Annotated in this window: 9 protein-coding genes, 1 tRNA gene and 1 pseudogene; 6 read left to right on the top strand and 5 right to left on the bottom strand. The window is 36.4% G+C overall.

The genetic code is table 11. From position 1 onward, the window contains the following. The first annotated feature begins 204 nt into the window (after positions 1–204). The 3 genes from DI487_RS05935 to DI487_RS05925 all read left to right on the top strand — a co-directional run bounded on the left by DI487_RS05935 (position 205) and on the right by DI487_RS05925 (position 5,537). A complete protein-coding gene (locus DI487_RS05935) occupies positions 205–2,658 on the top strand; it encodes a zinc-dependent metalloprotease (protein WP_146193380.1) in 2,454 nt (817 codons plus the stop codon). Positions 2,659–2,757: 99 nt separating this feature from the next. Then, the gene (locus DI487_RS05930) at positions 2,758–5,274 is read left to right on the top strand and encodes a reprolysin-like metallopeptidase (RefSeq protein ID WP_218925786.1); all 2,517 of its coding nucleotides are present in this window, start codon (positions 2,758–2,760) and stop codon (positions 5,272–5,274) included. After that, positions 5,175–5,537, top strand: coding sequence for a T9SS type A sorting domain-containing protein (locus DI487_RS05925; RefSeq protein ID WP_109568811.1), 363 nt, complete (start codon positions 5,175–5,177; stop codon positions 5,535–5,537). The genes DI487_RS05930 and DI487_RS05925 overlap by 100 nt, the downstream gene beginning before the upstream one ends. Before the next feature lie 45 nt (positions 5,538–5,582). On the opposite strand, the gene pth is transcribed toward DI487_RS05925, so the two are convergent. Beyond that, the gene (gene pth / locus DI487_RS05920; RefSeq protein ID WP_146193378.1) at positions 5,583–6,149 is read right to left on the bottom strand and encodes an aminoacyl-tRNA hydrolase; all 567 of its coding nucleotides are present in this window, start codon (positions 6,147–6,149) and stop codon (positions 5,583–5,585) included. 90 nt (positions 6,150–6,239) lie between these two features. Then, positions 6,240–6,319: transfer RNA gene (locus tag DI487_RS05915), tRNA-Leu, on the bottom strand. A 153-nt stretch (positions 6,320–6,472) separates the two neighbouring features. On the opposite strand from DI487_RS05915, the gene DI487_RS05910 reads away from it, so the two are divergent. Together DI487_RS05910 and DI487_RS05905 are read left to right on the top strand one after the other, a co-directional pair. Further along, a complete protein-coding gene (locus DI487_RS05910) occupies positions 6,473–7,414 on the top strand; it encodes a ribose-phosphate pyrophosphokinase (RefSeq protein ID WP_109568809.1) in 942 nt (313 codons plus the stop codon). A gap of 29 nt (positions 7,415–7,443) precedes the next feature. Then, entirely contained in the window at positions 7,444–8,055 is a 612-nt protein-coding gene (locus DI487_RS05905; protein WP_109568808.1) for a 50S ribosomal protein L25/general stress protein Ctc, read from the top strand. A 53-nt stretch (positions 8,056–8,108) separates the two neighbouring features. On the opposite strand, the gene DI487_RS16010 is transcribed toward DI487_RS05905, so the two are convergent. Then, on the bottom strand, positions 8,109–8,534 hold the full coding sequence (locus DI487_RS16010) for a hypothetical protein (RefSeq protein ID WP_170108178.1): 426 nt from the start codon (positions 8,532–8,534) through the stop codon (positions 8,109–8,111). A gap of 48 nt (positions 8,535–8,582) precedes the next feature. Here DI487_RS16010 and DI487_RS05900 point away from each other — a divergent pair, with 48 nt between their 5' ends. Then, positions 8,583–9,377, top strand: coding sequence for a DNA/RNA non-specific endonuclease (locus DI487_RS05900; RefSeq protein ID WP_109568807.1), 795 nt, complete (start codon positions 8,583–8,585; stop codon positions 9,375–9,377). A gap of 8 nt (positions 9,378–9,385) precedes the next feature. On the opposite strand, the gene rodA is transcribed toward DI487_RS05900, so the two are convergent. Together rodA and mrdA are read right to left on the bottom strand one after the other, a co-directional pair. Beyond that, positions 9,386–10,645: a rod shape-determining protein RodA gene (rodA, locus tag DI487_RS05895; RefSeq protein ID WP_109568806.1), complete on the bottom strand. Its 1,260-nt coding sequence runs from the start codon at positions 10,643–10,645 to the stop codon at positions 9,386–9,388. Beyond that, a pseudogene (gene mrdA / locus DI487_RS05890) lies at positions 10,645–12,575 on the bottom strand (penicillin-binding protein 2). The gene rodA and the pseudogene mrdA overlap by 1 nt, the downstream one beginning before the upstream one ends. Positions 12,576–12,680: the final 105 nt, after the last annotated feature.

Here is a 12,680-nt window from a genome sequence, read left to right as displayed (position 1 = left end):
TGCCTTTAGTGTTTTGGGATACTCCCAAACGGAAAAAGCTTGGAGTGCTGTAAAGAACCGAGATTTTCAGGTTGTTAATTCTGCTAATCGACAAAGCTTTCCTTCTGATTTTAAGTTAATTCAGCTGGATTATAATGTTTTAAAAACTGCTTTATCAAATGTTCCGGATAGAGTCGGGGAGGAAAATCTAATATTATTATTGCTTTGCCTAATTCTAAAGGGGAATTGGAGCACTTCAGAATGTATGAAGCGTCAAATTTTGATTCTGATTTACAGGCACAGTTTCCTGATATCAGATCGTATGTTGGAGAAGGTATTGAAGATAAATATGCTCAGGTTAGATTAAGTATCGATCCTAGAGGAATTCAATCTATGGTGTTTCGAGCTGACAAAAGAAATGATTTTTTAGAGCCTTATTCTACTGATGGTAAGGTGTATGTAGTTTATAATTCGTCAAGAAACAAAGGTAAATTGCCGTTTACTTGTTCTACTCCTGAACAGTCTTTGGCTACAGATTTAAGTGAGAGACTTAATGAGGTTGGTCGTTCTAGTACAGGTCAGTTATTGGATTTCAGATTGGCATTATCTTGTACGGCTGAATATGCTAATTATTTTGGAGCAACCAGCTCGCTTAATGTTTCTTTGGTTATGGCCGCATTTAACGCAACAATGACCAGAGTTAACGGAGTCTTTGAGAAAGATTTTGCAATCCACATGACTATGATTGCCAATACCAGTAGTGTAATTTATTACAACCCTACTACTGACCCGTATTCAGATGCTTCAAGCATGGGGAACTGGAATTCGGAATTGCAAACAACATTAACATCTGTCATTGGTGAAGCAAATTATGATGTAGGACACTTGTTTGGTGCTTCAGGAGGAGGAGGAAATGCAGGATGTATCGGATGTGTTTGTGTTAACGGACAGAAAGGAAGCGGTATCACATCGCCGGCTGATGGTATTCCGGAAGGAGATAATTTTGATATAGATTATGTGGCACACGAATTAGGACATCAATTCGGAGCTAATCATACATTTTCTTTCAGTAATGAGGGAACAGGTGTAAATATGGAAGTTGGATCAGGATCAACAATTATGGGGTATGCTGGGATTACGTCTCAGGATATTCAGTCGCATTCTGATGATTTTTTCCATTCGGCAAGTATAGCTCAAGTGCAGGCTAATATGGCAACAAAAAGTTGTCCTACTTCTACTCCTATCACGCATGGATCGCCGGTTGTAGATGCAGGAGCAAATTATACGATACCTAAAAGCACACCGTTTATTTTGGATGGTTCAGCTACAGATGCAGGAGGAGGAAGTTTGACCTATTGTTGGGAGCAATACGATAATGCAAGTCCTGCCCAAACAGGAGCTAATTCAGCAGCTTCTGAAACTAAAGCTTCAGGACCTAACTGGATGTCTTATAAACCGGTATCAACTTCAGTAAGATATATGCCTAATTTAACATCGGTATTCAATGGATCAACAACTACCAGTGGTTCAGAGATATTAATTGAGGCTTTGAGTTCTGTTTCCAGAAACTTAAACTTTAGATTGACAGTTAGAGATAATGTGACAGGTCAGGGACAAACCGGTTTTGATGATATGGTTGTGACAGTTGATGGGAGCAAAGGACCTTTGACAGTTACTTCTCAAAATGCGACCGGAATTTCTTATGATGTGAATTCAGTTCAAACCGTAACATGGACCGTTAATAATACAAATACCATAACAGGAGGTTCAAACGTTGATATTTTGATCACATCAGATGGAGGTGCAACTTGGACTACACTGTTAGCAAATACGCCAAATGATGGTTCAGAAGCTGTAACAATGCCTGCAACAGCTTCGCCTTTCTGTAGGTTGATGGTTAAAGCAAGTAATAATATTTTCTTCAATGTTAATACTGAAGATTTTGCGGTAGGATATGTGGTAACTACAACTTGTAATACTTATACAAATAGTACACCGTTGGTAATTCCTGATGGTACTGCGGCAAATACACCAGGGGCTGTTGTTTCTAATACAATAAGTGTACCGGCTACAGGGACAATTTCAGATGTGAATGTTAGTTTAGATGTTACTCATACATGGCCAAACGATTTAGTGATTGAGATTGATCATCCGGATGGATCTACTTACGATATTGTTTGGGATAGAGCTTGTGGAGGTAATGATAATTTTAATGTCACTTTAAGTGATGGTTCGCCTACATTTACATGTGTTGCAAATATGACCGGAACTTTTTCTCCTTCAAATCCGTTATCTGTATTCAACGGGCTTGATCCTAATGGAACATGGACCTTATATACAGCAGATTTTTATAATGCAGATACAGGGCAAATTAACTCTTGGTCTATAGAAGTTTGTACGCAGACAGCAGTTTTGGCTACAAAAACTTTTGATTCAAATGATTTTGTAATTTATCCTAATCCGAACAATGGTTCGTTTAATTTACAGTTAACAGCCGTTTCGGATAATATCACTGTAAGAGTTAATGATATAAGGGGTAGATTGATATTGGATAAACAAATTCAGGCTAATGGATTGGTAAATGAATCTATTCAGTTATCAAATGCTCAATCTGGTGTTTATTTAGTTACGATTGAAGACGGAGGTAGAAAAGTAACTAAGAAAATAGTGATTGAATAAAAAGCATAATATTTATATATAATGTTAAAAAACAAGGGGGATGTTAATTATCTCCCTTGTTTTTTTATATTTGTGGCTTAACCAAATTGTTAACAAGAAATGAAAAAAACATTACTATTTTCATTTTTCACCTCTTTCGTTTTTTTACAGGCTTCTTATGGTCAAACCGGTAAAGTTTGGTCGGATGTAAAAAAAGGATCATTTGAAAAAAGAAATACGATTGAGCGAGTAAGTTTTCCTACGAGCTATCTGACAAGAAGTCTTGATTTGTCAAGTATGACAAGATCACTTTTAGCTGCTCCGGAAAGAAATTCCGGGGATTATTCAACAGTTATTGTTGAAATTCCGAATGCATCAGGCAATTTAGAGAAGTTTAGAATGTATGAAGCATCAAATTTCGATTCTGATTTACAGGCACAATTCCCGGGAATCAGATCTTATGTTGGTGAAGGGATAGATGATAAATTCGCTCGTTTAAGATTAAGTTTAGACCCGAAAGGAATTCAAGGTGTAATTTTTAGAACGGGGAAAAGAAATGAATTTTTAGAACCGATCTCTAAAAACGGAGAGGTTTATGCTGTTTACAGCTCTGGTCGTGAAAAAGGGAAATTACCTTTTACATGTTCTACACAGGAACAGACTTTAGCTTCAGATTTTTCAGATAGATTTTCTGAAGTTGGGAGATCAAGTGCCAGTCAATTATTGACTTTCAGATTGGCATTGTCTTGTACTGCAGAATATGCAAATTATTTCGGAGCAACAAGTGCTTCTGATGTAGCCTTGGTTATGGCAGCATATAATGCAACTATGACTAGAGTAAATGGTGTTTTTGAAAATGATTTTGCTATTCATATGAATATCGTTTCTCAATCTACTAATGTTATTTATTATAATGCTTCAACAGATCCTTATTCAGATGCTTCTTCCGGAGCTTCCGGAGCATGGAATACGGAACTTCAGAATACGTTGAGTTCAAGTTTAACCGGTGCGTCAACTTCTATAACGGCAAATAATGCGGCTTATGACGTTGGTCACTTATTTGGGGCTTCCGGAGGTGGAGGAAATGCAGGATGTATCGGATGTGTTTGTGTTAACGATACATTGAGTCCACTTGATGAGAATAAAGGAAGTGGATTTACCTCACCGGCTGACGGAGTTCCTGCCGGAGATAATTTTGATATTGATTATGTAGCGCATGAAATGGGGCATCAATTTGGTGCAAACCACACTTTTTCTATGAGCTATGAAGGTTATGGGGCAAATATGGAAGTTGGTTCCGGATCAACAATTATGGGCTATGCAGGAATTACATCTCAAGATGTTCAGTCACATTCTGATGATTATTTTCATGCTGTTAGTATCGCTCAGGTTCAGTCTAATATGGCAACAAAAAGTTGTCCTACTTCGACAGCGATAACTCATGGTGCACCGGTTGTTAATGCCGGGGCTGATTATACAATTCCGAAAAGTACTCCTTTTATGCTGACAGGTTCTGCTACGGATATTGGAGGAGGTAACCTTACCTATTGTTGGGAACAATATGATGATTCAAGCGGTACTTTAACAGGGGCAAATTCAGCAGCGTCAGAAACAAAAACTTCTGGTCCAAACTGGAGATCTTATGATCCTGTAACTTCGCCGACAAGATATTTTCCTAATATGACTTCTGTATTGAGCGGTTCAACTACTACCGATGGAGATGCGATTTTAGTAGAAGCATTAAGTTCTGTAGCCAGAACTTTAAGCTTTAGATTAACTGTTAGGGACAATGTAGTAGGTCAGGGGCAAACAGGTTATGATAATGTGATTGTTACCGTAAGTGGTACTAAAGGGCCTTTGACAGTAACGTCTCAAAATACTACTGGAATTGTGTGGACGCCGGGAACAACGGAAACTATTACATGGACAGTTAATAATACAAATACGATCAGTGGCGGAGATAATGTGGATATTTTGTTGTCTACGGATGGGGGACAAACTTGGGGAACAACATTAGTTTCTGCAACTGCTAATGATGGTTCTGAAACGATTACTGTTCCTAACGTAACTGCTGCTAACTGTAGAGTTATGGTAAAAGCTTCGGCAAATATCTTCTTTAATGTTAATTTACAAAATATAGCTGTTGGAGATTATACTTATCAAGCTCAAAATGTTTGTGAAGATTATACTTTTAATTTAAATGCAAGTATTGCTGAATCAACAGCTAATAGCTATGCAGGGTATAATTTACCTATTACAGATTCTTTTGTAATAACGGATATTAATTATTATGCTGATGTTACTCATCCAAGTATTGGTCAAGTAAATATCTTGTTAAAACAACCATGGGAAGATACTTCTGCCGGCTTGATTACTGCATTGTGGTATAATAACACATGTACTACTGCAGATTTGGATAAATGGTTTGATACTTCTGGGGTAGCTGTAGATTGTGCTCAAACAACAACTGGAAGTGACTTTGTACCTTATTCAATAGGAAATATTAATGCTGGTGTAGGGCAAAATAGTGCCGGTACTTGGGGGTTTACTATAAAGATGGTGTTGTTGACGGTTCAAATGGTATTCTTAATACTTTTACTATTCAGTTATGTCATGCAGAATATGTACCTGTATTAGCAACCGAGTCTTTCGAATCTAATGATTTTGTGTTGTATCCAAACCCTAACAACGGTTCGTTCAATTTACAGTTAACTGCTGTTTCAGATGAAGTTTCTGTAAATGTTTACGATATGAGAGGTAGATTGATCTTGAATAAAGAATTCCAAGCAAACGGTTTAGTTAATGAAGCGATTCAGTTAAACAATGCTCAATCTGGAATTTATTTAGTAACCATTCAAGATGGTGGCAGAAAAGTGACTAAAAAGATCGTTGTTGAATAATGATTTAAAATAGTTTATCAAAAAAGGGCGCTTTAAGCGCCCTTTTTATTTTCCGTTAAAAGTATTCATTGTATTGCTTAAACCGGCTAAAGCAAAAGATTTGATTACCTCTGAAGCTGTTTGAAGTCTTTCTTGTAGTTTTTCTTTTTCTTCTTCGTCCCATTCGCCTAAGACATAGTTAATTTGTTGCCCTTTTTTGAACGAATCACTGATGCCAAATCTGAATCTGGGGTATTCATTCGTATTCAGTAGAAGCTGAATGTTCTTCAGTCCGTTGTGACCGCCGTCGCTTCCTTTTCCTTTTAGTCTAAGAGTTCCGAAAGGAATGTTCAGGTCATCAGTAATTACTAAAATGTTTTCTTTAGAAATGTTTTCTTTGTCCATCCAGTATTTAACGGCTTTCCCGCTTAGATTCATATAAGTATTAGGCTTTAGGAGGATTAATGTTCTGCCTTTAATTTTAAATTCGGCAACATCGCCTAATTTAGCGGTACTAAAATCTATATTTTCTGTTTTTGCAAAATGATCTAAAATTTTAAACCCAATGTTGTGACGAGTGTTAACGTATTCTGAGCCAATGTTTCCTAAACCGATGATTAAAAACTTTTTCATGATATTGGAATATGTTTTTTTAAAGCTGAAATTTATAAAAGAAACTGTTTTAAACAAAAAAAGACTGTTTAAAAACAGTCTTTTGCCTTGTACCGCGGGTGGGAATCGAACCCACACTCCGTAGAACACGAGTTTGAGTCGTGCGCGTCTACCAATTCCGCCACCGCGGCTTCTTGAAATTGTGAGTGCAAATGTATAGAAAAATTCTAAATTAAAAAGTAAAAATGTTTAAAATTTACTTTCAGAGTTGAAATTTATTCCTAAATTTGCAGCCTGATTATTTCAGACACAACACTAACTAACTACTAAACAAATAATTAAAAATGTCATTCAACGAGCCAGAAGCAAAAATTTTTGCATGTTCTCAGAGTGTATATTTAGCGGAGAAAATAGCTGAGGCTTATGGAGTACCGCTAGGTAAAGTTACGTTCTCAAGATATAGTGACGGAGAGTTCCAACCTTCTTTTGAAGAATCAATCAGAGGGCTTAGAGTTTTCTTAATTTGTTCAACTTTTCCAAGCTCAGACAATTTGATGGAACTGTTGTTGATGATCGATGCCGCTAAGCGTGCTTCAGCTCGTCATATTACAGCAGTTATCCCTTATTTTGGTTGGGCCAGACAGGATAGAAAAGATAAACCAAGGGTTCCTATAGGAGCTAAATTGGTAGCAAAACTGTTAGAATCAGCCGGAGCAACCCGAATTATGACCATGGATTTACATGCAGATCAAATTCAGGGCTTTTTTGAAAAGCCGGTGGATCATTTATTTGCATCAACGATCTTTTTGCCTTATGTGAAGAGTTTGAAATTGGAAAATTTAACAATCGCTTCACCGGATATGGGAGGTTCTAAAAGGGCTTATGCCTATTCTAAATTTTTAGAATCGGATGTAGTGGTTTGTTATAAGCAGAGAAAAAAAGCAAATGTTATTGACACAATGGAGCTGATCGGGGATGTGAGAGGCAGAAATGTGATCTTGGTAGACGATATGATTGATACCGGAGGAACTTTAGCAAAAGCAGCCGATGTGATGATTGAAAAAGGAGCTTTAAGTGTTCGTGCGATCTGTACTCATGCAATACTTTCAGGAGATGCGTATGAGAAAATTGAGAAATCTAGCTTAAAGGAACTGATTGTTACAGATTCTATTCCGTTGAAGAAAGAGTCAGGTAAAATAAGAGTGGTAAGTTGTGCTTCTCTTTTTGCCGAAGTAATGCATATGGTACAGAATAATAATTCTATCAGTGGCAAATTTTTAATGTAAATTTTTTTATTAATTATATATTTTTTTAAATGAAATCAATTACGATTAAAGGATCAGAAAGAGAAAGCGTAGGTAAAAAGGCAACTAAAGCCGTACGTGATGCTGGAATGGTTCCTTGCGTTATTTACGGAGGATCAGAACCAGTTCATTTTGTTGCAGACGAAAGAGCTTTCAAAAACTTAGTTTACACTCCGAACGCACACACTGTTGTAGTTGAGTTAGAAGGTGGAAAAACAATTGACTGTATCTTACAAGATATTCAATTTCACCCAGTAAACGATAAAATTTTACATATCGACTTCTACCGTTTAAATGATGAGAAAGAAGTGGTTATGGAAGTGCCTGTAAAAGTAACAGGAAAATCTCCTGGAATTATGGCAGGGGGTACTTTGCGTTTAAACTTACGTCGTTTAAAAGTAAAAGCTTTGCCTAAAAACTTACCGGATTTCGTTGAGGCTGATATTACTCCGCTTGAAATGGGTAACAGATTATACGTTACTAAATTAGCGTCTGATGATTTTAAAATCATGCACCCGGACAATACTGTTGTATGTCAAGTGAAAGTATCTCGTGCTGCTATGAAAGCTGCTCAGGAAGCTGCTAAAGCTGAAAAAGCTGCTAAAGGTGGTAAAAAGAAATAATTTTTCAATCTTTATACAAAAAAGGGAACCATTTGGTTCCCTTTTTTATTTGATTATTTGAGCTTTGCTCTTTTTTCTTTTGCTTTCTGAAGATCTTTATTTAGCTCTTGTATCTCCTGTTCTCTTTTAGCTATTTTTTCATGAAACTTTTCTTCATCTTCCGGAGTTAGTTTGTTTTTAGCCTTATTTTTCTCCATTTTTTTTTGCAAATCTTTTACATCGCCAGTTTTATTTTTTATTTTCTGTTCGATCTTTTCTACTTTTTTATCTGCATCATGGATCTTTTCAAGACGTTTTGCTGCTTTTTTTTGCTCTTTTTCAGCTGCTTTTAAAGCTTTTTCAGCTTTTTTTCTGTCTTTTTCCATTTTTTTCTGCTGAGCTAAAAGTTCCTTCTGCTCTTTTATAGTTGCTTTGTCTTCCTGTGCATTACTGAGCTGAAAGCAAAATACAGCCATTAAAGTCATTAAATAAATTTTCATTGCATCCAATTTTGTTTACATTTACACAAATGTACTAAATAAAGATTAATGCGATATAGACTGATTCTATTCTATTTCTTACTTTTTTTCGGATTAAATTCTTGTAGAGAAGTGATTCCAAATGATGAGACAGTAACTGATTATGCTCTTTCTGAATCGGTTAGTTCGGATGAGCCTTTTGATTTTCTGCCAACATCTACAACAAAATCAGTTTACCATCATGAAAGTTATAGTTTCTCATATAAAGAAACTTCTGAACAATCAGAATGGGTTGCATATACCTTAGAAGAAAAAGATCTGAAGAATGCGACATATAAACGCCCGTTTTTTAATCAGGATCCGATAGTGAAAACAGCTTCGGCTGATTGGAGAAATTATAAAAAATCAGGGTATAATAAAGGGCATTTGTGTCCGGCAGGTGATAGAAAGAATAGTTTTAAAGAGTACGAAGAAACATTTTATACTTCCAATGTTTCTCCTCAAAAGTATAACTTTAACGCTGGAGTTTGGAATCGTTTAGAACAAAAAGTACGTTACTGGGCTTCTAAATATAATGGCGTTTATGTTATCACGGGAGGAGTTTTGAGTGATAATTTAAAGACTATCGGTTATGAAAAAGTGGCTGTTCCTAACTATTTTTACAAGGTTCTCTTAACTAAAGATAAAAAAAGAATGATCGCTTTTTTAGTGCCACATAAAAAGTCAGATAAAGCCTTGTATGAATTTGTTGTTTCAGTTAATGATCTGGAAAAAATGACAGGTATTGACTTTTTTCCGAAATTAGAAGATAGTTTGGAAAACCAATTGGAGCAAAATTCTGATTATAAATCCTGGAGTTTTTAGTTTACGTGTTACCATTCGTTTACTTTGTTGGCATCTAATTTTACAAAGATAAAAAGCATAATTGTAAACGCCCACAAACTGGAACCACCATACGAAAAGAAAGGTAAAGGAACTCCGATTGTCGGGAACAATTTAATAAGCATAGCAATATTTACAAAGAAATGGATAAAGAGGTAAGTAGCCACACAGTAGCCGTATACACGGCTGAATTTTGTCTTTTGATGTTCTGCCAGATAAAGAATTCGTAAAAATAAAGTCATAAACAGTAAAATAACTACGGCACTACCTGCAAAACCCCATTCTTCACCAACAGTTGTAAAAATGTAATCTGTATGTTGTTCAGGTACAAAGCCTCCTTTTGTTTGCGTGCCTTCTAAATAACCTTTTCCTGTTAATCCGCCCGATCCTATGGCAATCATGGATTGATTCAGATTATAACCTTCTTTTTTCAGATCCACATTATCTCCGATTAAAACATCGATCCTGTCCTTTTGATGCGGTTCAAGTACATTGTTGTAGACATAGTTTACAGAGTAAACAAATCCGCTTACAACTATAAAAACAAAAGCATAGATAAATGGATTTCTGGAGATCTTTTTGTTATTAATAAAATGCAAGATGATTAAGAGCAGAACTCCGATAACGATATACAAGGGATTTATTAATAATGCCGCAAAGAATAAAATAATAGCGCTCACTCCTGAAATTATGTACCAGCTAGGCAGACCTTCTCTGTAAAGAACAAAGATCAACGATAAAAAGATCATAGCGCTTCCTGCATCCGGTTGCATCATTATCAATAAGATAGGTAATCCGATTATGCCAAAAGCAATGAGTTGGTGCTTAAACTGATTTAAATTGATTTGCGGGTAGCTCAAATATTTAGCTAATAGCAATGCAGTTGCTGTCTTGACAAATTCAGAGGGTTGAAAACCAAAACCTCCGAACTGATACCAGTTGGTTTGCCCTTTTTTGGCTACACCAAAAACAAACAGTCCGAGCAATAAAATAATGCCGATTCCGTAAAAAACAAAAGAGAGTCTTTCGAAAATTTTTGCATCCAGAAACAAGATGATTAAAATTAGTGGAATAGTAAGAAAGATAAAAAGCATTTGACGACCATAGGTTTGACTTAAGTCAAAAACGGTTGTTGGTTCCAGTGGTAATGAAGCCGAATAAATGGTCATCCATCCCATTCCTACTAATGTTATGTATAGTAAAATGGTCAGCCAGTCAATTCCTCTATTTACATTCTTTGATGAACTCATTAATGTTTTTCTTCTTCTTTAGCTTCTCTGTTGTTATTGTCCGTTGCGTCGGCTATAGGCTCATCCTTTTTTGTGCCCACTGTATTTCTTCCGTAAATAATGTCTTCCAGTTTTTGGTATTCATCCTGAATGGAACCGTTTAACATGCGATCTTCCAGGTCTTTTCGGGTAATTTTACCTTTGACGTACTTTTCAACCATTAAGGTAGCAATAGGTCCGGCCCATCGGCTTCCCCAATAGCCGTTTTCAATAAAAACAGCAATAGCTATTTTAGGGTTGTCTTTGGGAGCAAAAGCAACAAAGATGGAATGATCTTGTAATTTATAAGTTACTTTTCCTACTCTTATTTTATTTTCAGCAGTACCTGTTTTACCGCAAATCTGAAGGCTGTCCACATGTAATGCGGCGGCTGTTCCTCCGGGATTGTAAACGTCAGCTAATCCTTGAATTACCGGTTCAAAATATTCCTTATCTATAGATGTAACGTGTTTTGTTGTGAATTTTTTATCTATTTCCTGACCTTTTATTTTTCTGACGATGTGTGGCGTGTAGAAATACCCCTGTTAGCAACTGCAGCCATCATATTGGCTAATTGGATAGGAGTGGTCAATATTTCTCCCTGACCGATGGCGTTTGAAATGATGTAAGAACTTCTAATAGGAGCTCCTTTGTAAACCCTTTTGTATAATTTAGAATCGGGAACAAGTCCTTTGGCTCCGATAGGCATGTCGGTACCTAAATATTGCCCGAGGCCAAAGCTTTTAACATGATTGGCCCAAGTGTCTACACTTTCAAAGGAATTAGGGTATTTTTCGATGATTCTTTTGTATGTGTTGCCAAAGTAACTGTTACATGATCTGTAAATTCCGTTATTTAGCTGCAAAGCGTGATAACCGCAGTGACATCCCATGAACCTGCCGAAATTAGCACCGTGGTTACAGTAAAAAGTGGTGTGTTCGTCTATAACTTGTTCCTGCAAACCGATGAGGCCTGTTAAAATTTTAAAAGGAGATCCTGGTGGATAAGATGCCAATAGTGCTCTGTCATATAAAGGTTTTGCGATGGAATCATAATATAAATTCGTATAGTTTTTGGAGCGTTGACGACCTACTAAGAGACCGGGGTCATAGGTCGGAGCCGAAATTAATGCCAATATTTCTCCCGAACTAGGCTCAATAGCCACAATTCCACCTCGTTTGTTAACCATTAATTTGGTGCCATACTCTTGCAGATCAGCATCAATGGTTAATGTTAAATCTTTCCCTTGTTGGGCAATAGTATCAAATTTTCCTTCCTTATAAGAATCAATAATTTTATTGTGTTTGTCCCGAAGTAAATATTTTACACCTTTTACGCCTCTTAAAACCTCTTCGTATTCTTTTTCAAGACCCTGCTTTCCGATCAAGTCACCGCTATTGTAATAAGGGTTTGTTCTGGTTGTAGCCTCGTTTACCTGGGCAATAAATCCAAAAATGTTGGCACCATAAGAAACCTGATAATCTCGTAACGCTCTTTTTTGAGTATAGAAGCCTTCAAATTTTCGTTCTTTTTCCTGAAAACCGGCATATTCTCTTTTGTTTAATTGCGGAATAAAAACAGAGGGTAGTCTTGGACTGTATTTTTTTGCCTTTGTGATCTTTTTTATAAAATCTTCTTTAGTAATACTCAGTAGTTTGCAGAGTTCTAGAGTATCAATATTTTTCATTTCTCTCGGTACGACCATAATATCATATGATGGCTGGTTGGCTACCAAAAGTTTTCCATTACGGTCATAAATATAACCTCGTTCAGGAAAATCAAATTCTTTTTTGATTGCGTTGTTCTCTGATTGCAATTTGAACGAATCGTCAATTACCTGCAGATAGAAAATTTTGGCTAACAGTAAAATGGTGGCCGCAACGATTAGTCCGGGTAAAAGAAACTTTCTCATCGCTTGTTAGGTTTAATCAGGTAAATAATCAAAAGGCAAACAACAAAGGTGAACAGGGTAGTGGTTACTGTTTTCCAAATGATGTCAATGAACAGGCTCAATCTG

Source organism: Flavobacterium sediminis (assembly GCF_003148385.1).
GTDB classification, from domain to species: Bacteria; Bacteroidota; Bacteroidia; order Flavobacteriales; family Flavobacteriaceae; genus Flavobacterium; species Flavobacterium sediminis.
This window is presented reverse-complemented; position numbering and strand designations above follow the sequence as displayed.

Bases quoted from the DNA above. Each gene is read 5' to 3' on its own strand.
- DI487_RS05900 (WP_109568807.1), top strand. From the start codon at position 8,583: ATGCGATATAGACTGATTCTATTCTATTTCTTACTTTTTTTCGGATTA.
- pth (WP_146193378.1), bottom strand. From the start codon at position 6,149: ATGAAAAAGTTTTTAATCATCGGTTTAGGAAACATTGGCTCAGAATAC.
- DI487_RS05910 (WP_109568809.1), top strand. From the start codon at position 6,473: ATGTCATTCAACGAGCCAGAAGCAAAAATTTTTGCATGTTCTCAGAGT.
- rodA (WP_109568806.1), bottom strand. From the start codon at position 10,645: ATGAGTTCATCAAAGAATGTAAATAGAGGAATTGACTGGCTGACCATT.
- DI487_RS05905 (WP_109568808.1), top strand. From the start codon at position 7,444: ATGAAATCAATTACGATTAAAGGATCAGAAAGAGAAAGCGTAGGTAAA.
- DI487_RS16010 (WP_170108178.1), bottom strand. From the start codon at position 8,534: ATGAAAATTTATTTAATGACTTTAATGGCTGTATTTTGCTTTCAGCTC.
- DI487_RS05930 (WP_218925786.1), top strand. From the start codon at position 2,758: ATGAAAAAAACATTACTATTTTCATTTTTCACCTCTTTCGTTTTTTTA.